21 protein-coding genes are annotated in these 22,770 nt (G+C 71.0%); 10 read left to right on the forward strand and 11 right to left on the reverse strand.

All coding sequences use genetic code 11. From position 1 onward, the window contains the following. Positions 1 to 144 precede the first annotated feature (144 nt). From ACFQ7Q_RS07815 to ACFQ7Q_RS07835, 5 genes are all read right to left on the reverse strand, one after another. A complete protein-coding gene (locus ACFQ7Q_RS07815) occupies positions 145 to 1,290 on the reverse strand; it encodes a DUF475 domain-containing protein (RefSeq protein WP_383551083.1) in 1,146 nt (381 codons plus the stop codon). 30 nt (positions 1,291 to 1,320) lie between these two features. Continuing rightward, positions 1,321 to 1,896: a TerD family protein gene (locus ACFQ7Q_RS07820; RefSeq protein ID WP_383551085.1), complete on the reverse strand. Its 576-nt coding sequence runs from the start codon at positions 1,894 to 1,896 to the stop codon at positions 1,321 to 1,323. Positions 1,897 to 1,994: 98 nt separating this feature from the next. Beyond that, on the reverse strand, positions 1,995 to 2,570 hold the full coding sequence (locus tag ACFQ7Q_RS07825; RefSeq protein ID WP_376437728.1) for a TerD family protein: 576 nt from the start codon (positions 2,568 to 2,570) through the stop codon (positions 1,995 to 1,997). A gap of 113 nt (positions 2,571 to 2,683) precedes the next feature. Continuing rightward, a complete protein-coding gene (locus ACFQ7Q_RS07830; protein WP_383551087.1) occupies positions 2,684 to 3,142 on the reverse strand; it encodes a peroxiredoxin in 459 nt (152 codons plus the stop codon). Positions 3,143 to 3,241: 99 nt separating this feature from the next. Continuing rightward, complete coding sequence (locus ACFQ7Q_RS07835; protein ID WP_137989507.1) at positions 3,242 to 3,664, reverse strand: DUF3052 domain-containing protein; 423 nt, start codon at positions 3,662 to 3,664, stop codon at positions 3,242 to 3,244. Between the two features lie 400 nt (positions 3,665 to 4,064). On the opposite strand from ACFQ7Q_RS07835, the gene aceE reads away from it, so the two are divergent. Beyond that, on the forward strand, positions 4,065 to 6,797 hold the full coding sequence (aceE, locus tag ACFQ7Q_RS07840) for a pyruvate dehydrogenase (acetyl-transferring), homodimeric type (protein ID WP_383551090.1): 2,733 nt from the start codon (positions 4,065 to 4,067) through the stop codon (positions 6,795 to 6,797). A gap of 63 nt (positions 6,798 to 6,860) precedes the next feature. After that, positions 6,861 to 7,712, forward strand: coding sequence for an ion channel (locus ACFQ7Q_RS07845; protein ID WP_383551092.1), 852 nt, complete (start codon positions 6,861 to 6,863; stop codon positions 7,710 to 7,712). Here ACFQ7Q_RS07845 and ACFQ7Q_RS07850 read toward each other — a convergent pair. Next, the gene (locus ACFQ7Q_RS07850) at positions 7,693 to 8,085 is read right to left on the reverse strand and encodes a peptidase inhibitor family I36 protein (protein ID WP_383551195.1); all 393 of its coding nucleotides are present in this window, start codon (positions 8,083 to 8,085) and stop codon (positions 7,693 to 7,695) included. The two genes, ACFQ7Q_RS07845 and ACFQ7Q_RS07850, sit on opposite strands and share 20 nt — an antisense overlap. A 284-nt stretch (positions 8,086 to 8,369) precedes the next feature. Then, positions 8,370 to 9,992, reverse strand: a complete 1,623-nt coding sequence (locus ACFQ7Q_RS07855; protein WP_383551094.1) for an MFS transporter — start codon at positions 9,990 to 9,992, stop codon at positions 8,370 to 8,372. 126 nt (positions 9,993 to 10,118) lie between these two features. On the opposite strand from ACFQ7Q_RS07855, the gene ACFQ7Q_RS07860 reads away from it, so the two are divergent. From ACFQ7Q_RS07860 to ACFQ7Q_RS07890, 7 genes are all read left to right on the forward strand, one after another. After that, complete coding sequence (locus ACFQ7Q_RS07860) at positions 10,119 to 10,751, forward strand: TetR family transcriptional regulator (RefSeq protein ID WP_383551096.1); 633 nt, start codon at positions 10,119 to 10,121, stop codon at positions 10,749 to 10,751. A gap of 223 nt (positions 10,752 to 10,974) precedes the next feature. Further along, positions 10,975 to 12,186, forward strand: coding sequence for an alpha/beta hydrolase (locus ACFQ7Q_RS07865; protein ID WP_383551098.1), 1,212 nt, complete (start codon positions 10,975 to 10,977; stop codon positions 12,184 to 12,186). Positions 12,187 to 12,251: 65 nt separating this feature from the next. Further along, positions 12,252 to 13,163, forward strand: a complete 912-nt coding sequence (locus ACFQ7Q_RS07870) for a DUF4429 domain-containing protein (RefSeq protein ID WP_383551100.1) — start codon at positions 12,252 to 12,254, stop codon at positions 13,161 to 13,163. A gap of 438 nt (positions 13,164 to 13,601) precedes the next feature. Beyond that, positions 13,602 to 14,912 (forward strand): sensor histidine kinase, encoded by a 1,311-nt coding sequence (locus tag ACFQ7Q_RS07875; RefSeq protein ID WP_383551102.1) that lies wholly within the window; start codon positions 13,602 to 13,604, stop codon positions 14,910 to 14,912. Continuing rightward, on the forward strand, positions 14,909 to 15,595 hold the full coding sequence (locus ACFQ7Q_RS07880; protein WP_329120956.1) for a response regulator transcription factor: 687 nt from the start codon (positions 14,909 to 14,911) through the stop codon (positions 15,593 to 15,595). Before ACFQ7Q_RS07875 ends, ACFQ7Q_RS07880 begins: the two co-directional genes overlap by 4 nt. A 436-nt stretch (positions 15,596 to 16,031) precedes the next feature. Next, positions 16,032 to 17,012 carry an alpha/beta hydrolase gene (locus tag ACFQ7Q_RS07885; protein ID WP_383551105.1) on the forward strand — a complete coding sequence of 327 codons (981 nt, stop codon included), beginning with the start codon at positions 16,032 to 16,034 and terminating at the stop codon, positions 17,010 to 17,012. Next, the gene (locus ACFQ7Q_RS07890) at positions 17,009 to 18,205 is read left to right on the forward strand and encodes an acyltransferase (protein WP_383551106.1); all 1,197 of its coding nucleotides are present in this window, start codon (positions 17,009 to 17,011) and stop codon (positions 18,203 to 18,205) included. The genes ACFQ7Q_RS07885 and ACFQ7Q_RS07890 overlap by 4 nt, the downstream gene beginning before the upstream one ends. 29 nt (positions 18,206 to 18,234) lie before the next feature. Here ACFQ7Q_RS07890 and ACFQ7Q_RS07895 read toward each other — a convergent pair whose 3' ends face one another. Together ACFQ7Q_RS07895 and ACFQ7Q_RS07900 are read right to left on the reverse strand one after the other, a co-directional pair. Next, positions 18,235 to 19,251 carry an aldo/keto reductase gene (locus tag ACFQ7Q_RS07895; protein ID WP_383551109.1) on the reverse strand — a complete coding sequence of 339 codons (1,017 nt, stop codon included), beginning with the start codon at positions 19,249 to 19,251 and terminating at the stop codon, positions 18,235 to 18,237. Continuing rightward, on the reverse strand, positions 19,248 to 19,652 hold the full coding sequence (locus ACFQ7Q_RS07900) for a MerR family transcriptional regulator (protein WP_383551111.1): 405 nt from the start codon (positions 19,650 to 19,652) through the stop codon (positions 19,248 to 19,250). Before ACFQ7Q_RS07900 ends, ACFQ7Q_RS07895 begins: the two co-directional genes overlap by 4 nt. Before the next feature lie 52 nt (positions 19,653 to 19,704). On the opposite strand from ACFQ7Q_RS07900, the gene ACFQ7Q_RS07905 reads away from it, so the two are divergent. Further along, positions 19,705 to 20,526, forward strand: a complete 822-nt coding sequence (locus ACFQ7Q_RS07905; RefSeq protein ID WP_383551113.1) for a serine hydrolase domain-containing protein — start codon at positions 19,705 to 19,707, stop codon at positions 20,524 to 20,526. Positions 20,527 to 20,594: 68 nt separating this feature from the next. Here ACFQ7Q_RS07905 and ACFQ7Q_RS07910 read toward each other — a convergent pair whose 3' ends face one another. Both ACFQ7Q_RS07910 and ACFQ7Q_RS07915 read right to left on the reverse strand, forming a co-directional pair. Continuing rightward, entirely contained in the window at positions 20,595 to 21,353 is a 759-nt protein-coding gene (locus ACFQ7Q_RS07910; protein ID WP_383551115.1) for a hypothetical protein, read from the reverse strand. After that, on the reverse strand, positions 21,350 to 22,768 hold the full coding sequence (locus ACFQ7Q_RS07915) for an ATP-binding protein (protein WP_383551117.1): 1,419 nt from the start codon (positions 22,766 to 22,768) through the stop codon (positions 21,350 to 21,352). Before ACFQ7Q_RS07915 ends, ACFQ7Q_RS07910 begins: the two co-directional genes overlap by 4 nt. Positions 22,769 to 22,770 lie beyond the last annotated feature (2 nt).

The raw sequence follows: 22,770 nt of genomic DNA on the forward strand, positions 1-22,770 counted from the left end.
TACTCAGGGGGCGCCCCCCCCCGCAAAGCGCCCGCCCAACACGCCCTTGGGCCCCCACCCCCCTCTTGCTCCAAGCACTCCGGGGGGGGGGGGGCGGGGGCCCCCGCCCCCCCCGCAGTGAAGCGTTCCTCGTTGCCGGGGGTGTCACACCCCGGAAGTCACCTCGGTCTTGCCCGAGGAGTCAGCTTTTCCCTCGGCCGCCGCCAAGGCCCTGTTGCGGCGGACGGAGGACCAGAAGGACCAGCCGATCAGGGCGACGCCGATGAGGCCGGTGATGACCTCGGGGATCTGGTAGCGGATGGAGATCATGAGGATCACCGCGAGCGCGCCGATGGCGTAGTGGGCGCCGTGCTCCAGGTAGACGTAGTCGTCGAGGGTGCCCTGGCGGACCAGGTAGACCGTCAGCGAACGGACGTACATCGCGCCGACGCCGAGGCCGAGCGCCATGAGGACGATGTCGTTGGTGATGGCGAAGGCGCCGATGACACCGTCGAAGGAGAACGACGCGTCGAGGACCTCGAGGTAGAGGAACATGAAGAAGGCGGCCTTGCCGGCGAGCTGCACGACGCCGACCTTCTTGCCGGAGCGCTTGGCCTCTTCCTCGGCCTCGTGCTCGCGCTCCTCCTCCTCCTCCAGCTTGTTCTCGAAGTAGCCGGAGAGACCGCCGACGACGAGGTACGTGATGAGGCCGAAGACGCCCGAGAGCAGGACGGTCGCCGCCTTGTCGACGTGCGTGCCGCCGTGCTGGTGCGCCTGGGTCGCGAAGGTCATGGCGCTGATCGCCAGGACGATCAGGGCGATGCAGACCGACAGCATGTCGACCTTGCCGAGCTTGGCCAGCGGGCGTTCCAGCCAGCCGAGCCACTTGATGTCGCGGTCCTCGAAGATGAAGTCGAGGAAGATCATCAGCAGGAACATGCCGCCGAAGGCCGCGATCGACGGATGTGCGTCGGTCACGAGCTGCTCGTAGCGCTCGGCGTCGTTGAGAGCGAGATCGACGGCCTCGATGGGGCCGATCTTGGCGCTGATCGCGACGATCACGACGGGGAAGACCAGGCGCATGCCGAAGACGGCGATGAGCACACCGATGGTGAGGAAGATCTTCTGCCAGAAGGCATTCATCTTCTTCAGGATTCCGGCGTTGACCACCGCATTGTCGAAGGACAGCGAGATCTCGAGGATGCACAGGATCGCGACGATCCCGAACGCTTCCCACCCCCCGTAGAGCACCGCTGCGACCAGACCGAGCGCCGTGATGGCGAACGACCAGCCGAAGGTTTTCAGAACCACTGTCTACCCCATCGTTTTAAGTACGCGGCTTTACGAAACGTTGACCCCGAAGTCTAGAGCGATGCCCCGCAGGCCGGACGCGTACCCCTGCCCCACCGCCCGGAACTTCCATTCGCCGCCATACCGGTACAGCTCACCGAAGATCATCGCGGTCTCGGTGGAGGCGTCCTCGGAGAGGTCGTAGCGGGCGAGCTCCTGGCCGTCCGCCTGGTTCACCACACGGATGAAGGCGTTGCTGACCTGGCCGAACGTCTGGCCCCTGTTGTCCGCCTCGTGGATCGAGACCGGGAAGATGATCTTGTCGCAGTGGACCGGGACCTTGGTGAGGTCCACGATGAGCGACTCGTCGTCGCCGTCACCCTCGCCGGTGAGGTTGTCCCCGGTGTGTTCGACGGATCCCTCGGGGCTCTTCAGGTTGTTGTAGAAGACGAAGTACTCGTCGCCGAGCACCCGTCCCGACTGGCACAGCAGGGCGCTGGCGTCGAGGTCGAAGGGCGCTCCGGTGGTGGAGCGCGCGTCCCAGCCGAGGCCGACCAGCACCTGGGTGAGGTTGGGTGCGGCCTTGGAGAGGGAGACGTTGCCTCCCTTGGCGAGCGTGACGCCCATGTGTGGTTCCTCCCCGGTGAGTGCTGCTCGTGGAGCAGATGAGGCACGTCCGGCGCCGCACGGAGTGTGCGGCGCCGGACGGATCAGACGTGCGTGACTCAGACGTTGACGCCGAAGTCCGCCGCGATACCCCGCAGGCCGGAGGCATAGCCCTGGCCCACGGCGCGGAACTTCCACTCCGCGCCGTTGCGGTACAGCTCGCCGAAGACCATGGCGGTCTCGGTCGAGGCGTCCTCGGAGAGGTCGTACCGGGCGATCTCGGCACCGCCGGCCTGGTTCACGACGCGGATGAACGCGTTGCGGACCTGGCCGAAGGACTGCTGGCGGTTCTCGGCGTCGTAGATCGACACCGGGAAGACGATCTTGGCTACATCGGCGGGCACCGTGGCCAGGCTGACCTTGACCTGCTCGTCGTCGCCCTCGCCCTCGCCGGTGAGGTTGTCACCGGTGTGCTCGACCGAGCCGTCGGCGCTCTTCAGGTTGTTGAAGAACACGAAGTCCTGGTCGTTGCGGACCTTGCCCTCCGCGCTGACCAGAATGGCGCTGGCGTCGAGGTCGAAGTCCGTCCCGGTGGTGGTGCGGACGTCCCAGCCGAGACCGACGGTGACGTCGGTCAGGCCAGGGGCCTCCTTGGTCAGCGAGACGTTGCCGCCCTTGCTGAGGCTGACTCCCACGAGTCCCTCCATGTGGTTTTCAGGGGCAGCGCCCCCGTCGTGCGTTGGCATCGGATCAACGAGTGGATCCTAGTGACGGGTTCCCGGCCTGGACAGGCGATTCGCCCCGATGTTCAGAGAGTGTCGAGGGCCTTGACGTACTCGCCGAGATCCCGGGCGTCCGGAAGGGCGTTCACGACGGTCCAGCGCACGACGCCCTCCTTGTCGATGATGAAGGTGCCGCGCACGGCGCAGCCCTTCTCCTCGTCGAAGACGCCGTACGCGCGCGAGGCCTCGCCGTGCTTCCAGAAGTCGGAGAGCAGCGGGTACTCCAGGCCCTCCTGCTCGGCGAAGATGCGCAGGGTGTGGATGGAGTCGTTGGAGACCGCGAGGAGCTGGGTGTCGTCGTTGACGAACTTCGGCAGGTTGTCGCGAAGCTCGCACAGCTCGCCGGTGCAGACGCCGGTGAAGGCGAAGGGGTAGAAGAGCAGCACCACGTTCTTCTCTCCCTTGAAGTCGGAGAGCTTCACGGTGCGGCCGTGGTTGTCCTTGAGCTCGAACTCCGGGGCCTTGGTGCCGACCTCGATCGCCATGGCGTGCGCATCCCTTCACTGGACCGGACAGGTGAAAGGCCCAGCCTACGCACAGAGCCCCCGCCGGCTGTGCCGGCGGGGGCTCCTGCTGCTTGGGGATCAGCGCTTGGGGGCGACCAGTCGGCTGCCCGACCAGTCCTTGGCCACGCTGATGCTCTTGGTCTGGGAGAAGCCGGCGGTCTGCGCGGCGTCACTGATGTCGCTGGGCTCGACGTAGCCGTCTCGGCCCGTCTTCGGCGTCAGCAGCCATACGACCCCGCCGTCCTCCAGCAGGCCAATGGCATCGACCAGGGAGTCCGTCAGATCTCCGTCCTCGTCGCGGAACCAGAGCACGACGGCGTCAGCGACGTCGTCGTAGTCCTCGTCAGCGAGGTCCGACCCGATGATGGACTCGATGCCTTCGCGGAGATCGAAATCGACGTCGTCGTCGTAACCGATCTCCTGGACCACCTGTCCGGGCTCGAACCCCAGCCTCGCTGCCGGGTTGGTCCGCTCCTCCGCGTGGTCCGCGGTCGCGCTCACGGCTTGCCTCCTGATCATGTATCGGAAAATGCTTCGGCCACGCGCGTACGCGCGGCGCTGGCCGTAGTCCACACGGGCTGGGCGGATCGCGCAAGTACCCGGCCGCCGAGACCGCCGAAACGGTGACGTTTGGGGCCGTCTCGCCGCATCTTCCGGTCCGGTTCCACTTCGCTCCGTGACATATGGCACACGCTTCGTCCCATTTTGCGTTCTTCCGCGGCTTCAGTCTGCCGAACGTGATGACGAAACGCATGCGCGGGTTGGGCGTAAGGTTGCGATTTGACCCAACCAGGCGCCCAGCGGGGGTTACCACTCGGTAGAGATGACGTTTGACACCGACGGGGTACACGATGGACATCCCGGCATTCCCGTGGGCTCCACCGAACAGCGAAGGAACAGCGTGGCTTCCGGATCCGATCGCAACCCGATCATCATTGGCGGCCTTCCCAGCCAGGTCCCGGACTTCGATCCCGAAGAGACCCAGGAATGGCTCGACTCCCTCGACGCCGCCGTCGACGAGCGGGGTCGTGAGCGAGCCCGCTACCTGATGCTCCGCCTGATCGAGCGAGCCCGCGAGAAGCGCGTGGCCGTGCCCGAGATGCGCAGCACGGACTACGTCAACACGATCGCGACCAGGGACGAGCCGTTCTTCCCGGGCAACGAGGAGATCGAGCGCAAGGTCCTCAACGCGACCCGCTGGAACGCGGCCGTGATGGTCTCGCGCGCGCAGCGCCCGGGCATCGGGGTCGGCGGCCACATCGCCACCTTCGCCTCCTCCGCCTCGCTGTACGACGTCGGCTTCAACCACTTCTTCCGCGGCAAGGACGAGGGCGACGGCGGCGACCAGATCTTCTTCCAGGGCCATGCCTCCCCCGGCATCTACGCCCGCGCCTACCTCCTCGACCGGCTCAACGAGACCCAGCTCGACGCCTTCCGCCAGGAGAAGTCGAAGTTCCCGAACGGGCTCTCCTCGTACCCGCACCCGCGGCTGATGCCGGACTTCTGGGAGTTCCCGACCGTCTCGATGGGTCTCGGCCCGCTCGGCGCGATCTACCAGGCCCGGATGAACCGCTACATGGAGGCGCGCGGCATCGCCGACACCTCCAAGTCGCACGTCTGGGCCTTCCTCGGCGACGGCGAGATGGACGAGCCGGAGTCGCTCGGCCAGCTGTCCATCGCCGCCCGCGAGGGCCTGGACAACCTGACCTTCGTCGTCAACTGCAACCTGCAGCGGCTCGACGGCCCGGTGCGCGGCAACGGCAAGATCATCCAGGAGCTGGAGTCGCAGTTCCGCGGCGCCGGCTGGAACGTCATCAAGCTGATCTGGGACCGCTCCTGGGACCCGCTGCTCGCCCAGGACCGCGACGGCATCCTGGTCAACAAGCTGAACACCACGCCCGACGGCCAGTTCCAGACGTACGCGACGGAGACCGGCGCGTACATCCGCGACCACTTCTTCGGGGACGACCAGCGGCTGCGCTCGATGGTCGAGGGCATGTCGGACCACCAGATCCTGCACCTGGGCCGTGGCGGTCACGACCACAAGAAGATCTTCGCGGCCTTCGCGGCGGCCAAGGCCCACAAGGGCCAGCCGACGGTGGTGCTCGCGCAGACCGTCAAGGGCTGGACGCTGGGCCCGAACTTCGAGGGCCGCAACGCGACCCACCAGATGAAGAAGCTGACGGTCGACGACCTCAAGCGCTTCCGCGACCGGCTGCACATCCCGATCACCGACGCGCAGCTGGAGAGCGGTCTGCCGCCGTACTACCACCCGGGCCGGAACTCCGAGGAGATCCAGTACATGCACGACCGCCGCAAGGCGCTCGGCGGGTACGTCCCGACGCGTGTCGTGCGCGCGAAGCCGCTGGTCCTGCCCGAGGAGAAGACCTACGCCCCGGTGAAGAAGGGCTCCGGCCAGCAGTCGATCGCCACCACGATGGCGTTCGTCCGGCTGCTCAAGGACCTGATGCGGGACAAGGAGATCGGCAAGCGGTTCGTGCTGATCGCGCCGGACGAGTACCGCACGTTCGGCATGGACTCGTTCTTCCCGAGCGCCAAGATCTACAACCCGCTGGGCCAGCAGTACGAGGCCGTGGACCGCGAGCTGCTGCTCGCGTACAAGGAGTCCCCGACCGGCCAGATGCTGCACGACGGCATCTCCGAGGCCGGCTGCACGGCCTCGCTGATCGCGGCGGGTTCCGCCTACGCCACGCACGGCGAGCCGCTGATCCCGGTCTATGTCTTCTACTCGATGTTCGGTTTCCAGCGGACCGGCGACCAGTTCTGGCAGATGTCCGACCAGCTCGCGCGCGGCTTCGTGCTGGGTGCGACCGCCGGCCGTACGACGCTGACCGGCGAGGGCCTCCAGCACGCGGACGGCCACTCGCACCTGCTCGCCTCGACGAACCCGGGCTGTGTCGCCTACGACCCGGCCTTCGGCTTCGAGATCGCGCACATCGTCCAGGACGGCCTGAAGCGGATGTACGGGCCGAACGCCGAGGACATCTTCTACTACCTGACCGTCTACAACGAGCCGATCCAGCACCCGGCCGAGCCCGAGAACGTGGACGCCGAGGGCATCCTCAAGGGCATCTACCGCTACAAGGCGGGCGAGGCCGGCGCGATCCCCGCGCAGATCATGGCCTCCGGTGTCGCCGTGCCGTGGGCGGTCGAGGCGCAGCGGATCCTCGCCGAGGAGTGGAACGTACGGGCCGACGTCTGGTCCGCGACGTCCTGGAACGAGCTGCGCCGCGAGGCCGTCGAGGTCGACCGGCACAACCTGCTCCACCCGGACGAGGAGCAGCGCGTCCCGTACGTGACGCGGAAGCTGTCCTCGGCCCAGGGCCCGTTCGTCGCCGTCTCCGACTGGATGCGCTCGGTTCCGGACCAGATCTCCCGCTGGGTGCCGGGCACCTACACCTCGCTGGGCGCGGACGGCTTCGGCTTCGCGGACACCCGGGGTGCGGCCCGTCGGTTCTTCCACATCGACGCCCAGTCGATCGTGCTCGCCGTCCTCACCGAGCTCGCCCGCGAGGGCAAGGTCGACCGGTCGGTCCTGAAGCAGGCCGTGGACCGCTACCAACTGCTCGACGTGGCGGCCGCGGACCCGGGCCCCGCCGGCGGCGACGCGTAACGGCACGTCCGTGTGCGGGTGCGGGGGCGAATGGGCCCTCGCACCGGCCATACGATTCCCGGCATGAAGGAACGCTGGGAGAAGCGCACCCAGACGCCACTGCTGATCCTGGCAGTGGCGTTCGGCATTGCGTACGCCATTCCGATCGTGGCGCCGGATGCCGATCGCTGGGTCCATGAGCTGTGTCTGGCCATGGAGTGGGTGGTGTGGGGTGCGTTCGCCGTCGACTACGCCGTGCGGCTGACGCTCGCCCCGGCGAAGTGGCAGTTCGTACGCGGACATCCGCTCGACCTCCTCGCTGTCCTGCTCCCGCTCGTACAGCCGCTGCGGCTGCTGCGACTGGTCTCCACGCTCCTTCTGGTGGGGCGGCGGGCCCGGATGGCCCCGCAGATAACGCTCACCACGTATGTGGCGGGCGCGGTGGTCGGGCTGCTGATGTTCGGCTCGCTGGCCGTGCTGCACGTGGAGCGCACGGCTCCGAACGGCAACATCAAGACGCTCGGCGACGCGGTGTGGTGGTCGTTCACCACGATGACGACCGTCGGCTACGGCGACCACGCCCCGACCACGGGTCTCGGCCGAGTCCTCGCCGTGGGCCTGATGCTCTCGGGGATCGCCCTGCTCGGTGTGGTGACCGCCAACATCGCGGCCTGGTTCATCTCCCGCTTCGAGCGCGACGACGCGCAGGACCGCCGGCAGACGGAGCTCCTGGAGGCCCTGACCCGGGAGGTCCAGGAGCTGCGTGGCGAGGTGGCACGGCTCTCCGCGTCGGCCTCCTTGCCGGCCTCGGTGCCGGCATCCACGCCGGCCTCCTTGCCGGCCTCCGCGCCGGCCCCCACACCGGGCTCCTCGCCGATCTCCGCACCGGCCTCGGTGCCGCCGCAGGGCGAGATCCCTACCGCTCCCAGATCTTGAAGGCTCTGACCTGGTAGGGACTCTGGGGCACCCAGGTCCCGCGCCCGGGATAGGTCTCGAACTCCCCGGTCTCGGCGCACTCCGCGGACTGGTACGTCGTGACCGGCCGCCCGGTGCGGTTGGCGAGCGCCTGGGCGCTCGTGCCCGGCGGCAGGGCGACACAGCTCTCGATGTCCGTGTCGGCCAGCTCGTGCGTCCATGCCGTGCCACGGAAGTCCGCCCTGGGCCACAGGCACAACTGACCGGGCGCGCAGGCCCCGAGCTTGGGTGGCGGCGTGACCTGAGCCAGGCTGGTGGCCTCGGCCGAGTGGACCGTCGGAGCAGCTGCCGCGGGCAGGGCGGTGAGCAGGGCCGTGAGCAAGGTGGCGACCAGTGCGACCGGAAGGACGCGCTGGAGTGCGTGATGGCCGCGTGCGTGCAGGTGGCGTGCGTGATGGCCGTGTACGTGCCGGCCGTATGCGTGATCGCCCCGTGCATGCCGGTCGCGTGCGTGCTTCGTATACATGGCGGTGAACCCCCCGATTCCGTAACTCTCTGTGATCAGAACTCTGACGGAAATCACAGTGCGTTGGGAAGAGGCCAAAGCTCGGTTCACCCGAAGAGGTGACAGCCCCGCCGGACCGAGTCCGGCGGGGCTGTCGTTTCACCAGGCGGATGTCAGATGTGGGCGCCGCCCGCACCCGCCTCCGCGTTCGCGCCGCGCTTGGTGAGCGTGGCGACGCCGGCCGCGATGACGGCGACGACACCGGCGACGGTGAAGGCCAGACCCATGCCGTCCATGAAGGTGTCGTGGATGACGCCGCCGATCCGGTCGAGCAGGTCCGGGGTCATGCCGGGCGCCTTCGCGAGCTCCGGCGGGACCATTCCGAACTCGGCGGCCTGCTCCAGACCGGGCGCGGGCGGGCCCGGGATCCCGGCGGCCGTCCAGTTCAACGCGAACTCGCCGGAGACCTTGGAGGACATGACCGCGCCGAGCACGGCCGTACCGAGCGCGCCGCCGACCTGCATCGCGGCCTGCTGCAACCCGCCCGCGACACCGGAGAGCTCCAGCGGGGCGTTGCCGACGATCACCTCGGTGGCGCCGACCATGACCGGCGCGAGACCCAGGCCGAGCAGGGCGAACCAGAGGGACATCGCGAGCGTCCCGGTGCCCTCGGTGAGCGTGATCATGCCGAACATCGCGGCCGCGGTGCACACCATGCCGCCGACGAGCGGGATGCGCGGGCCGAACCTGGTGATCAGCACACCCGCGAGCGGCGAGGAGACGATCATCATCGCGGTCAGCGGCAGCAGGTGAAGTCCGGCGTCGATCGGGCCGAGCCCCTTCACGCCCTGGAGGTAGAAGGTCACGAAGAACAGGCCGCCCATGAACGCGAAGGCCATCAGGACCATCAGGACCACACCGGCCGAGAGCGGCACGGAGCGGAACATGCCCAGCGGGATGAGCGGCTCCTTGACCTTGGTCTCCCACAGGGCGAAGAGCGCGAACAGCAGGATCGCGCCGCCGATGCAGCCCCAGGTGTTGCCGCTCGCCCAGCCCCAGTCCGCACCGGCCTGGATGATGCCCCAGATGAGCGCTCCCATCGCGCCGGACAGCAGCAGGATGCCGAGGATGTCGAAGGAGCGGGGGGCGTTCTCGGCGCGGTGGTCCTTGAGGATCACCAGGCCGAGCACCAGCGCGAGGACACCGACCGGCACGTTGATGAAGAAGACGGACTGCCAGCTGACGTGCTCGACGAGGAATCCGCCGAGGATCGGGCCGCCGGCGGTGGAGGCACCGATGACCATGCCCCAGATGCCGATGGCCATGTTGAGCTTCTCGGCGGGGAAGGTGGCCCGCAGCAGGCCGAGCGCCGCCGGCATCAGCAGGGCGCCGAAGAGGCCCTGCAGCACACGGAAGGCGATCACGAACGCGATCGAGTCGGAGAGGCCGATCGCGCCCGAGGCGGCGGCGAAGCCGGCGATGCCTATGAGGAAGGTCTGGCGGTGGCCGAAGCGGTCACCGAGCTTGCCGGCCGTGATCAGGGCGACGGCGAGCGCCAGCAGATACCCGTTGGTGATCCACTGGAGCTGGTCGAGTGTGGCGCCGAGGTCGGCCTGGATGGCGGGGTTGGCGATGGCGACGATCGTGCCGTCGAGCGCGACCATCATCACGCCGACCGCCACGGCGAACAGCGTCAGCCAAGGGTGGCCTCGCAGGCCCTTCGCCGGAACCGGCGCGGGGCTCCGGTCACCCCCCTGACCCTGCGGGGCCTTTTCCACGGTGGTCTGACTAGTCATGCGGGTGAGACTAATGTCAGCCACTGACAATTGACAAAGTGATTCACACGACGGTAACTGTCACGTAGCTCACAGGTACCCTGAGCTGCACGAAGCCTTGGAAAGTGGCGAAAAGAGGGCCATGCGGTGACGGTTTCCGGTCTGCGGGAACGAAAGAAGCAGCGCACACGGGACGCGCTGCTGCGCGTCGCCCTCGAGCTGTTCACGACCCGGGGGTACGAGCAGACCACCGTCGACGAGATCGCCGACGCGGTCGAGGTCTCCCAACGCACCTTCTTCCGCTACTTCTCCTCCAAGGAGGAGGCCGCCTTCGCCGTCCAGCAGATGGTGGAGGAACGCTTCGTCCAGGCGCTGGCCGAACGGCCCGCCGAGGAGGGCCCGCTCGACGCGATGCGCAATGCCGTGCTCGCCGCCTGGGACACCATCGGCGAGGCGATCATGGAGGTCGTTCCCCTCGAGCTCTATCTGCGGACCTTCCAGATGATCGAGTCGACGCCCGCGCTGCTCGCCGTCCATCTGCGCCGCTCCAGCGAGATGGAGGAGGCCATCGCCCGACTGATCGCCGAGCGCGAGGGCCTGGACGTGGACGAGGACCCGCGCCCGCGGATCGTGGTGGCGGCTTTCAGCGGCGTCATGAAGGTGACCGGGCAGCTCTGGGGCCGGGGCGCGGACCCGACGCTGGAGGGGATGCGCGAGATGACCGAGTACTACCTGGACCACCTCGGCCCGGCCCTCGAACCGGAGTGGCGGAGCCGGTGACCGCGTAAGCGCGACACAGCCGATCACCGCGTGAGCGTGGCGGAGCCGGTGACTCCGTACGTGTGGACCGAGGCGACGCATCCGTACACGGCGCGGAGCCGTGGAATCCGGACGTGCGAGGCGTACACCTGCGCGCACGGAACGTCACGACGCCTCACCTCACAGGTGATCCACGTCACTCGCCCGCCCGGCGCCCCGCACCCGTCTCCTAGGGTGTGGCGCAGTGACTTCCTTCGACTCCTCCCCCACCCTCACCGTCTGGCGCATGACGCTCGCGCTGGCCGTGGTGTTCGTGCTCCTCGCGACCACCGGCTGGACGACCATCCAGCATCAGCGCGGGCCAGGAGAGTCGCGGCAGGCCGCGCTCGCCTCCTGGCTGCACGGCAGGATCGGCGACCGGACCCTTCCCGACCCGGCCGCTCCCGCCCGTACGATCGCCGCGTTCTTCGACTCGATAGGCCCCACGCAGGGCGCCTTCCTCGCCGAAGCGCACCCGCTCGTCGTCGGCAATCTCGACGGCGCCCCGGTCACCCTCCGCTACCGCGCCAACCGGCTCGCCCTCGCCCGCGCCCTCGACTCGGAGCGCGACAGGGTCGAGGACCCGAGGCTCAGCGCCGACGGCCGGCACGAGGCCCTGCGACGCGCGCACCGCTTCACCTCGTTGATGCGTCAGGACCGGCAGATCCTCGCCTTCGACCCGACCGGCGGCGGCCGGACGGCCGAGGTCCTCGGCGACCTGGAGCAGGCGCAGCGGGTCTCGGTGATCGTGCCCGGAGTCGACACCAATCTGCTGACCTTCCAGAAGACCACCCGCAGGTACACGGCTCCGGCGGGCATGGCGCAGGCGCTGTACGCCGCCCAGCGCCAGGCCGCCCCCGGCAGCCGTACGGCCGTCATCGCCTGGGCGGACTACACGGCCCCGGTCGGGGTCGGCATCGACGCCGCGATGGGGCGTCTCGCCACGGCGGGCGCGCTACGGCTCGTCGACATGGCCGACGCGCTGCCCGGCGCCTCCCGCGTCAGCCTGTTCTGCCACAGCTACGGCTCCGTGCTCTGCGGGGTCGCCGCCGCCCGGCTGCCCTCCCGGGTGACCGACGTGGCCGTCGCCGGAAGCCCCGGAATGCGGGTGGAGCGCGCGGCCGAACTGTCCACCCGGGCCCGGGTGTGGGCGATGCGGGACGCGGACGACTGGATCCAGGACGTACCGCACCTCGCGGTCGGCGGGGTCGGGCACGGGGCGGACCCGGTGGCGCCGGAGTTCGGTGCGCGGCTGCTCTCGGCGGCCGGTGCGAGCGGTCATACCGGCTATTTCGAGCCTGGCACCGAGAGCCTCCACAACTTCGCGGCGATAGGCGTTGGTGCGTACCAGAGCCTGGCCTGCGCGAGCGTCGACAGCGCCTGCCGCAGCGGAATCTCCGGCGCGGAAGGCGTCTGACGCGCGTAGAGCACGGCATTTCGGCCCCCCGTACAGGGGCGACGCGCGGGCGCACGCCGCATACGATGAGGCACATGGGTGATGTGCTGGCCGGAATTCATGCCACCTGGGAGTTCGAGAGCGACGCCGTCGTCATCCGCTTCGATCGGGGGATCCGCACACCGAAGCTGTTCCAGACGCTGCGTGAACGCCGTATCCCGCACGAGGCGTTGGCGCAGGTGAGGCTTGCCCCGGGCAAGCGGGGCACGGTCGTGCTGCACGCGGTGCCGAGACCGGGCGCCGATCCTCTGATGGAGGCGGCCGCGGGGCAGTTGAAGGAGGGGAGCGATCCGTACCGGCTGGTGCTGCCGGCCGAGCGGGAGACACTGGCGGAGTACTACCGGGACGAACTGCGGGCGATGCTCGGGCCGGAGGACGGGCTGTCTGACGGACTGTCGGACGGACTGTCGGACGGACTGTCGAACGGGTCGCCGTCGGACGGCTTCCTCGTGGCGGCGCCGGAGGGGCCGCAGTCCTTCAAGGCGTACGACGGGAAGGCGAGTTTCGACGGGACGTCTCAGGTGTCGTTCCGTTGGTTCTGGACGGGGGCGTCCTCGGAGAAGTGGAAGGCGGGCGACCAGACCTTTCCGGTACGGGAGCTCAGCGGGGTCGAGTGGCGCTCGCCGGACGTCTTCGACGGGTACCTGCGCCTGCTGCCCCGGTCCGGAGAACCCCGGCCGGCCCAGGCGGACCGCGACCCGGCGGCCGTCGTCTTCGGCCTCGGCTACGGCCCGGTCCACGAGTCCCTGCCGTTCGCCGCGGCGGTCCTGGCGGCGGTCCGCGGCGCGGGCCGGACGGCCGCGCTCCCGGAGGCGGAACTCCGCGACCCGGCGGGGGTCGCGGAGCGGATCCGGCATCTGGGGGAGCTGCACTCGGCGGGTCTGGTGACGGACGCGGAGTTCTCGGCGAAGAAGGCGGAGTTGCTGGCGGAGCTGTGAGGGCGCGGCGGGGCGGCGACGCGCCACTGCGCGGCGGGGCACGGCGTGGCACGGCATGACGGTGCGGCACGTCGGGCGGACGCCGCGGTGCGGCCAGGGCCGTGGACGGGGCCGCCCGCCGGGCCGCTCGGCGCGGCGGTCCCCAAGGGCCGCCAGGCGGGCGCCGCTGAGATCCGCCCATGGGCGTTCGCCCTGGGCGGGTAAGGCCCCGCCGACCTCGGCCCGGCCCGCGCGCCCGCCCGGCCTCGGCGGGGCATCGGACCGGCCCGCGCGCCCGCCCCGCTCGCCCACGCCCGGCCTCGGCCCGACCCACGCGCTCGCCACTCGCCTCGCCTCGGCCGTCACCCCCGCCCTCGCCGTCATACCCCGGTATCACCCCCCGACCGAGTCCTCGGTATGACGCCCCCCGCGTGTCCGGCTGCCTAACCTGGGCGGGCCATGAACAAGACACGCTCCCTCGGAGCCGACCGCCACGTCGCCCGGATCCTCGCGTCCGTCCGGGCAGTGACGCGGTCCTTCGGTACCGCCCTGGCGACCCCCACGGAGCCGAGCGCCCCGCTGCTCGCCGACGCGCGTTCACGCTGGCTGAGGCTGCTCCCCTACGGCATCGCGGTCGCCTTCGTCGCCTCGCTGCTCCCCGTCACCGTCACGGTGCTCCTCGACGACTACCAGGTCAACGGCGCCATCGCCGGTGCCCTCGCCACCGCCCAGACCGCGCCGCTGCTGCTCGCCGTGACCCGCCCGCTCCAGGCGTGGTGGATCATCGGCGTCGCCGATGTCGCCGGAGCGCTGGTGATGCTGGCCTCGGACGGGGTCGACGGCCGCAGCTGGCCGTGGACGCCGATGATCGTGGTCGGCTACCTCGCCCTGATGCTCGCGCTCGGGCTGCGCGAACCGCGCCGGACCCTGCTCGGCGTATGGCTGGCGACCGGGGCGGCCGGTTTCGTCCTCACCGCGGTCGCGCCGAAGAACGCCGACGGCATCCACATCCTCCTCTTCGTGCTGAGCGGAGGGATCCTGCTCCTCACCGCGGCGCTCCGGGAACGCGGGGACGCCGAGCGCCGCAGCGCCGCCGAACGGGCGCGCAGCACCCTCCTCGAGGAGCGGGCCAGGATCGCGCGCGAGTTGCACGACGTCGTCGCCCACCACATGTCCGTGATCACGGTCCAGGCGGACTCGGCGCCGTACCGGATCCCGGACCTTCCGGAGGCGGCGCGCGAGGAGTTCACCTCGATCGCCGCGAGCGCGCGGGAGTCGCTCGCCGAGATGCGACGGCTGCTCGTGGTGCTGCGCAGCGAGGGTACGGAGGGCGAACGGGCCCCGCAGCCCGGCCTCGACCGGGTGCAGCAACTGATCGAGGCGACGGTACGGGCGGGGGTGCCGGCCGAGTTGTCGCTGGCGGCCGACCTCGGCGACGTACCCCAGGCGGTGGATCTGTCGGCGTACCGGATCGTTCAGGAGGCGTTGGCGAACGTGGTCCGGCACGCGCCGGGAGCCGAGACCCGGGTCTCGATCCGCTCGGACGACGGCTGGTTGACGGTCCTGGTCGTCAACGCCCCTGTCGCCGGACGCCATTCGCCCCTCGAGGGCGGGGACGGGACCGGCCACGGGCTGATCGGAATGCGGGAACGCGTACGGTTGACCGGCGGCACGCTGGACACCGGGCCGCTGCCGGACGGCGGCTTCCGGGTCGCGGCCCGGCTCCCGCTGACCTCGAAGACCTCGCTGACCTCAAAGGACGTGTCTTGACCATCCGCGTGATCATCGTCGACGACCAGGCCATGGTGCGGGCGGGGTTCGCCGCACTCCTCGCGGCGCAGGCCGACATCGACGTGGTGGGCGAGGCGCCGGACGGGAAGCAGGGCGTGGAGGTGGCGCGGTCGACGCACCCGGACGTGGTGCTGATGGACGTACGGATGCCGGAGATGGACGGGCTCGCGGCGGCGCGGGAGATCCTGAACCCGCCGGTGGGGGTCACGCACCGTCCGAAGGTGCTGATGCTGACCACCTTCGACGTGGACGACTACGTGTACGAGGCGCTGCGCGCGGGCGCGTCGGGCTTCCTGCTGAAGGACGCGCCGCCGGCCGATCTGATCGCGGCGGTACGGGTGGTGGCGGCGGGCGAGGCGCTGCTGGCGCCGTCGGTGACGCGCCGGCTGATCGCCGACTTCGCCGCGTCGAAGCCGGCGCCGCGGGCGGACCGGGCGGCGCTGCGTCTCAACGGTCTGACGCCGCGTGAGACGGAGGTCCTGGAGCTGATCGCCCGGGGGCTCTCGAACCAGGAGATCGCGGACCGGCTGGTCCTGGCGGAGCAGACGGTCAAGACGCACATCGGGCGAGTGCTGGCCAAGCTGGATCTGCGTGACCGGGCGCAGGCGGTGATCTTCGCGTACGAGTCGGGGCTGGTGACACCGGGGGACGCGGGGCGCTGACGGGGGCGGCGCGGCGGGGCGAGTTCGGCCGCGCGGGGCCACTCCCCCACCCCGCACCCTTCCCGAAACCGGGGGCAAGCCCCCGGGCCCCCGCCACCCGAGTCCCGGGGTGCACGCGCCGCGCACGCAGGTCGGGGCGGGTTCCGTCCGGCGAACACGGGCGGGAAGCCGAGGCGGGCAGCCGAACCCCGGGACCCGCTGGGGCCCACCCCCTCCCCAACGCACCCTGACCCCGGGACCCGCTGGGGCCCGCCCCCTCCCCAACGCCCCCACCCACCGGGGGAAATCCCCACCCCCGGCCTGGTGCCTGCCCCTCGTCCACCCCCTACCCCGGTATCAACCGGGAGTTGGCCCCCCGGTGTGACGTGCCGTCCCCCGTCCTCTTCCTACCTTCCTCTCGCCACGGACGAGAGACACGAAGAGGGAGGGGCCCCATATGCGCCGCTACACGAGGACCTTGGTCGCCGCCGCGCTTGTCACGACGGTGATCGCCGGGACGGCCGGCTGGGCTTCCGCGAGTGCGCAGCAGGCAGTCACCGGGGCCCCGGTCGGCACGGAGGCCTGGCGGGCGGACGGACTGCCCGACCCGGAGCGGATGACGCCCTCCCAAGTCGCCGCGTTCTTCCGGGGCCTGACGCCCGGTCGGCAGCAGGCGCTCGTGCGCGAGCACCCTTCCGTCGTCGGCAACCTCGACGGCGCTCCGCTGCGACTGCGGTACGAGGCGAACGCCCGGACCCTCGGCGCCCAGTACGCCGGGCAGCAGGTCCTCGCCTCCGATCCGCGCGGCCGGGGCCAGATCGTCCTCGTCCACGGCGACCTGGCCGAGGCCGAGAGCGTGGCCGTGATCGTGCCCGGTTCGGACATCGACGCCGGGAACGTACGGCCCCTCAACGACATGGCCGAGTCCCTGCGTCGGGCCACGCACGGCCGCACCGCCGTCATCTCCTGGGCCGGCTACACCACCCCCGTCGGGGTCGGCCTCGACGCCGCCACCGGGGGCCTCGCCGAAGCCGGCGCGGAGCGGCTGACCCGGCTGACCGACGGCCTGGCCGCGACCGGGGTCCCCGCTCCGTCGGTCTTCTGCCACAGCTACGGCTCCGTCGTCTGCGGCCTGGCCGCCCAGGACCTCAAGGCCAAGGATCTCGTCGTCTTCGGCTCCCCCGGGATGCGCGCCGCGAACGTCGGCGAGCTGGGCACCTCCGCCCGGGTGTGGGCCGCCAAGGACCCGTCCGACTGGATCGACAGGGTCCCGAACGTCTCGTTCGTGGGCCTCGGGCACGGCGAGGACCCGGCCGACCCCGCGTTCGGCGCCCGGCGCGTCCCCGCCGACGACGCCCGTGGCCACAACGGCTACTTCGCGCCCGGCACGCAGTCCCTCCGTACCTTCGCCGCCATCGCCCAGGGGGATGTCCGATGAACGCGCTCGTCGAACGCATCGAGGCCCGCACCCCTGTCCACCGCGACCGGGCGATCGACGGGCTGCGCGCCCTCGCCCTGCTCGCGGTGCCCACGGGTCACTGGCTGCTCGGCGGGTTCACGCTCTCCTCCGACGGGGCGATCCACAACGCCAGCCCGCTCGGCACCTTCGGCGGACTCGCTCCCGTCAGCTGGATCCTGCAGATGCTGGGGATCTTCTTCCTCGTCGGCGGCTACGCCTCGGTGCTCTCGTACCGGAAGCGGAAGGGCTCCACCGGCGACTGGCTCAAGGGGCGCCTGGCCCGGCTCGGCCGGCCCGTCCTCGGGGTCACGGCCGTCTGGGCGGTCATGCTGCCGCTCCTCCACTACGGGTTCGGGGTGCCGGGCGACACGCTGCGGACGGCGTCCACGCTCGTGATCCAGCCGCTCTGGTTCGTTGGGGTGTACACGGTCGTCACGGCACTGACCCCCCTGTGCGTGCATGCCGCCCGCCGGGCGGGCGTGTGGGCGGCGGCCCCGCTGCTCGCCTCGGTCGCCGTCGTCGACTTCCTGCGCTACGGGCCGTACGCCGACGCCGTGCCGTCCTGGCTGAGCCTGCTCAACATCCTGCCCGGCTGGCTCTTCGCGTACCAGCTCGGTGTCTCCTGGGGCGAGGGCCGGGTCACCCGGCGGCACGCCTGGGGGCTGCTGCTCGGCGGCGCGGCGCTCTTCGCCGCCCTGCTGCTCGCCTTCGGCTACCCCGCGTCGATGGTCGGCGTCCCCGGCGAGGCCCGCACCAACTCCCACCCGCCGTCGCTGCTCGTCCTCGCCCTGGCCGCCGCGCAGAGCGGCGCGGCGATCCTGCTCCGCGACCGGCTCGGCAAGCTGCTGAAGCGGCCCGCGCTGTGGGCGCCGGTCGTCGTCGTCAACCTGTCCGCGATGACCATCCTGTGCTGGCACCAGACGGCGATGCTCGCCGCCGCGATCCCGGCCTCGTACGCCGGCGAGGTCCCGGGCCTGGTCGGCGCGCCCGACTCGGTGGGCTGGATCCTCGCCCGGCTGGCCTGGATGCCGCTGTTCGCGGGCCTGCTGGTCCTGATCGGACGGTACGCCCGAGGCTTCGAGTCCCCGTGGACGGGCACAGGCCGCACCCGGCGCACCGCGGCGGGCCTCCTCGCGGCGGGCTTCGCGGTCTTCGCCCTGGGACTGGCGTGAGGGGCCCCCGGGAGGGAGCCCCCCACCGGCTACTCCCGCGCCGCCGACGTGGACCTCATGTCCGGGTAGCGGTCCCCCGCCACCTGCGCCGCGATCGGCTCCAACTCCGCCAGTTCCCGCTCGGTCAGGGTGATCCGGGTCGCCGCCGCGTTCTCCTCCAGGCGGGTGCGCTTGCGGGTGCCCGGGATCGGGACGACCGTCAGGCCGTGGACCGAGGCCCGCTGCTGGACCCACGCCAGGGCGATCTGGGCCGCCGACACCCCGTGCGCCGCCGCGATCTTCTGGACCGGCTCCAGGAGCGCCGCGTTCTTCGCCGCGTTCTCGCCCGTGAAGCGGGGCTGGTACTGACGGAAGTCGCCGCCCGACAGGTCCTTCGACGCGTCCGCGAAGGCGCCCGTCAGGAAGCCACGGCCCAGCGGGGAGTACGGCACGAAGGTCACGCCCAGCTCGGCCGCCGCGCCCACCGCGCTGCGCTCCACGTCGCGGGAGAAGAGGGACCACTCCGACTGGAGGGCGGCGATCGGGTGCACCGCGTACGCCTCGACCAGCTCCGCGCCGGTCACCTCGCTCAGGCCGAGCTGCTTGACCTTGCCCTCCTGTACGAGCTCCGCCATCGCCCCGACCGACTCCGCGAGGGGGATCTCCGGGTCGCGCCGGTGCATGTAGTAGAGGTCGATCGTCTCGATGCCGAGGCGGCGCAGGCTCGCCTCCACGGCCTGGCGGATGTACGCGCGGTCGTTGCGGATCCCCCGGTAGTGCGGGTCGTCGGCGCGTCGCTCGATGGCGAACTTGGTGGCGAGGGTGATCTCGTCGCGGTGCGCGGCGACGAACGGCGCCAGGAACTCCTCGTTGGCACCGCTGCCGTAGACGTCCGCGGTGTCGATCAGGGTGACGCCGGCCTCCAGGGCCGCGTCGAGGGTGTCGCGGGCGGCGGCCTCGTCGGTGTCGCCGTAGAACTCGCTGATGCCCATGGCCCCGAAGCCCTGGACGCCGATCTCGGGTCCGTCCTGGCCGCCGAGCCGTACGGTGTCGATCCTGGTGGTCATGAGGTCATGCCTCCGCTTGTGGTTCCGCAGATGGTTCCGTAGTGCCCGATCTTGATGTCGAGCACGGCGAGCGCGTCCTGGAGCTCGGTGATCCGGGCGAGGACGTCCCGGCGGGTGCTCTCCAGGAGCTCGCGCCGTTCGTCCCGGGTGTGATCGCCCTCCCGCACCAGTTCCGCGTACCGCACCATCCCCGCGACCGGCATCCCGGTCAGCCGGAGCTTGCCGACGAACGCCAGCCAGTCCAGGTCGCGCTGGGAGAAGCGGCGCTGGCCGGTGTGCGAACGGTCGACGTGCGGCATCAGCCCGATCCGCTCGTACCAACGCAGGGTGTGAGCCGACAGCCCGGTCAGGGCGGCCACCTCGCTGATGGTGTAGCGGGCGCTGCTCTCGATCACGCTCATGGTCTCCACGCTAGAACCCTAGAGTGCACTCGAAGCAAGTAGGCTCGGTCACATGTTCCTGCAGAGCCTGGCGATGATCGAGAACTGGCCCGTCCCCACCGCGGCAGCCGCCGTCGTGCGCGCGGACGGCACCCTGGCCGGGTCCCACGGCCCCACCGGACAGCGGTTCCCGCTCGCCTCCGTCACCAAGCCGCTGGCGGCCTACGCCGTCCTCGTCGCGTACGAGGAGGGGGCGATCGACCTCGACGAGCCCGCCGGGCCGGAGGGTGCGACCGTCCGCCATCTGCTGGCCCACACCTCGGGTCTGGCCTTCGACGAGCCGCGGATCATGGCCGCGCCCGGCACCCGCCGGATCTACTCCAACACCGGGTTCGAGGCGCTCGGCGACCATGTCGCCAAGGCGACGGACATCCCGTTCGCCGAGTATCTGCACCAGGCCGTCCTGGAGCCGTTGGGGATGACCTCGACGTCGCTGGAGGGCTCCCCCGCCAAGGACGGCGTCTCGACGGTCGACGACCTGGTGCGGTTCGCGGCGGAGGTGCAGGCGCCCCGGCTGCTCGACGCGCGTACGGTGCTCGACGCGATGACGGTGACGTACCCCGGTCTGACCGGCATCCTGCCCGGCTACGGCCACCAGCGGCCGAACGACTGGGGACTCGGCTTCGAGATCCGGGACTCCAAGTCGCCGCACTGGACGGGTGATTCGTCCTCGCCGCGTACGTTCGGGCACTTCGGGCAGTCGGGCACGTTCCTGTGGATCGACCCGGACGCGCGCGCCGCGTGCGTGGCGCTGACGGACCGGGCCTTCGGGCCGTGGGCGGTCGAGGCGTGGCCGCCGTTCACGGACGCGGTGCTCGCGGAGCTCAGGGCGTAGGCGACTCGGAGCGGACCCGAGGCGCAGCGGCGCGGAACTCGGGCGTCCGGGCGACGCGGAGCGGAAGCTCAGGGCGTAGCCGTGTGCCGTGGCGGCGGTGGCGTCGTGGAGGGCCTCGGCCGCGTGGCGCCCGAGGCACCCGTGCCGCCGCTGCCCTTCCGGTCCGTACCGTGCGGCGTGGTCTCCGTGCCGTCCGGGCCGTCGGACGCGTCCTTCACGGCGGAGCCGACCCGGACGTCGTCGCAGCGCTCGGCGGAGAGTGCGCCGTCCGGTCCCGTCAGGACGACGGGCGCCAAGCCGTCGGTCTCCTCGTTGTAGGCGACCGTGCACACCAGTTGGCGAATCGCGGCACCGTCCAGTTCGTCGACGCGGAAGGGGAGCCGGATCCGCAGCGTGCGCCCGCCGTTCGCGTCGGTCGGGTCGGGATTCGGCAGGATCTGCGGAATCTCCTTGTCCGTCCAGCCGCCCGGCCCCGGCAGCCGGGTGGCGAGGCCGGCCGCCCTCTCGTCCTTGTTCGGGCCTTCCAGCAGCGCGGCGAGTGCCCTGGAGCCGACGATCCCGCTGCCGAGCGGGTAGGTGGGCGGCGGCTTGCCGAACGGCATCCGGTAGTCCTCCCAGCCGTCGATCGGCCCGCCCGTCTCGCGGGCGACCGGCATCAGCCTGCCGTCGGCGTCGACGTAGAAGAGCAGCATCCGGCCGCTTTCACCCGGGGCGACCGCGACGGTCGCCGGTCCGCCGACCTCCACGACGTCGCTCTGCCGTATGCCGCAGCCCGTGAGCACGAGCCCGCCCGCGACGAGCGCGCCGAGCCGGGTCGCGCGCCTCATCGCGGGATCCTGACCGTGAAGACGGCTCCGCCGTCGGGCTGGTTCGCGGCCGTGACGGTTCCGCCGTGCAGCCGGATGTTCTCCAGGGTGATGGCGAGGCCGAGTCCGCTTCCGGCGGAGCGGGCACGGGCGGGGTCCGCCTTGAAGAAGCGGTCGAACACGTGCGGCAGGGCCGCTTCGGCGATGCCCGGCCCCCGGTCGGCGACCTCGGTCACCAGCCAGTCGTGCTCGGCCCACATCCGCACGGTCACCGGCGGTGCGCCGTGCTTCAGCGCGTTGCCGACGAGGTTGGCCACGACGAGGTCGAAGCGGCGCGGGTCGAGCCGGGCGCGTACGCCGACGGGCAGTTCGGCGCGGACGAGGGCGGGGTCGGTCCAGTGGCGGTGCTGGAGGGTCTTGCGGATGCTGTCGGCCGCGTCCACCTCGTCCAGGTGGAGTTCGGCGGCGCGCGCGTCGAAGCGGGAGATCTCCATGAGGTCCTCCACGAGTACGGCGAGCTTGCCGGTCTCGGCGCTGATCAGCCGCACCGCCCTGGCCGTGTCGGTGTCGAGGCCGTCGGCGTCCTCGTCGAGGACCTCGGTGACGGCGAGCATCCCGGCGAGCGGGGTCCGCAGCTCGTGGGAGACGTCGGAGGCGAAGCGGCGCGCGCGGGCCTCGGCGTTCCGGAGCTCGACGACGGAGCGTTCGAGCGCGGCGGCGGATTCGTTGAAGGCGTGGGCGAGGTCGGCGAGTTCGTCGCTGCCCTTGGCGTGGATACGGGTGTCGAGCCGGCCGCGCCCCATGGAGTCGGCGGCGCGCCGCAGCTCCCGTACCGGCCGGAGCACGCTGCGGGCGGCCAGCAGGGCCGGGATCAGGGCGACGGCGAGGGCGGGCAGGGCTCCGTCACGGGCGGCGAGGACCATCGCCTCGACGTTGGCCTCCTCCTCGTCGAGTTCCATGACGGCGTAGAGCACGACGCCGGTGCGGTGGACGGCGGTGGCGGGGGTGTGCGCCCTGAAGACGGTGGGGACGGCGATGGCGAGGTAGGGCCTGCCGTTCTTGACCACCCGCTGGAAGCTCCCGTGGGCGGAGTCCTTGGCGCGGGCGCGGAGTTCGGGCGTGATGACGGTGGATCTGGGGCGGTCGCTGGAGGAGACGCTGACGTTCCCGTACTCGGCGTAGACGCGCCAGGGGCGGGGTTTGCCCTGCCGGGCGATCCGGAGGAGATCGCCGCGCAGGGACTCGGCCTTGAGCGGCAGGTCGACGGTGATGCTGTCCACCTGCTCGCGGAAGGCGGAGACGGCGGTGTTCTGGGCCTGTTCGAGGATGGCGTTGCGGGCGGCGCGGTAGGTGAGGGCGGCGGTGGTGCCGCAGCCGACGGCGGCCACGAGGAGGAAGGCGAGGACGAGCCGGGTGCGGAGCCCGAAGGGCCTCATGC

It is taken from the genome of Streptomyces sp. NPDC056527 (assembly GCF_042794475.1).
In the GTDB taxonomy this organism is placed as follows: domain Bacteria; phylum Actinomycetota; class Actinomycetes; order Streptomycetales; family Streptomycetaceae; genus Streptomyces.

Excerpts from the sequence above, each read along its gene's own strand:
- ACFQ7Q_RS07820 (WP_383551085.1), bottom strand. The coding sequence starts at position 1,896 with ATGGGCGTCACGCTCGCCAAGGGAGGCAACGTCTCCCTCTCCAAGGCC.
- ACFQ7Q_RS07830 (WP_383551087.1), bottom strand. The coding sequence starts at position 3,142 with ATGGCGATCGAGGTCGGCACCAAGGCCCCGGAGTTCGAGCTCAAGGAC.
- ACFQ7Q_RS07845 (WP_383551092.1), top strand. The coding sequence starts at position 6,861 with ATGAAGGAACGCTGGGAGAAGCGCACCCAGACGCCACTGCTGATCCTG.
- ACFQ7Q_RS07855 (WP_383551094.1), bottom strand. The coding sequence starts at position 9,992 with ATGACTAGTCAGACCACCGTGGAAAAGGCCCCGCAGGGTCAGGGGGGT.
- ACFQ7Q_RS07870 (WP_383551100.1), top strand. The coding sequence starts at position 12,252 with ATGAGGCACATGGGTGATGTGCTGGCCGGAATTCATGCCACCTGGGAG.
- ACFQ7Q_RS07875 (WP_383551102.1), top strand. The coding sequence starts at position 13,602 with ATGAACAAGACACGCTCCCTCGGAGCCGACCGCCACGTCGCCCGGATC.
- ACFQ7Q_RS07885 (WP_383551105.1), top strand. The coding sequence starts at position 16,032 with ATGCGCCGCTACACGAGGACCTTGGTCGCCGCCGCGCTTGTCACGACG.
- ACFQ7Q_RS07890 (WP_383551106.1), top strand. The coding sequence starts at position 17,009 with ATGAACGCGCTCGTCGAACGCATCGAGGCCCGCACCCCTGTCCACCGC.
- ACFQ7Q_RS07895 (WP_383551109.1), bottom strand. The coding sequence starts at position 19,251 with ATGACCACCAGGATCGACACCGTACGGCTCGGCGGCCAGGACGGACCC.
- ACFQ7Q_RS07900 (WP_383551111.1), bottom strand. The coding sequence starts at position 19,652 with ATGAGCGTGATCGAGAGCAGCGCCCGCTACACCATCAGCGAGGTGGCC.
- ACFQ7Q_RS07905 (WP_383551113.1), top strand. The coding sequence starts at position 19,705 with ATGTTCCTGCAGAGCCTGGCGATGATCGAGAACTGGCCCGTCCCCACC.
- ACFQ7Q_RS07910 (WP_383551115.1), bottom strand. The coding sequence starts at position 21,353 with ATGAGGCGCGCGACCCGGCTCGGCGCGCTCGTCGCGGGCGGGCTCGTG.
- ACFQ7Q_RS07915 (WP_383551117.1), bottom strand. The coding sequence starts at position 22,768 with ATGAGGCCCTTCGGGCTCCGCACCCGGCTCGTCCTCGCCTTCCTCCTC.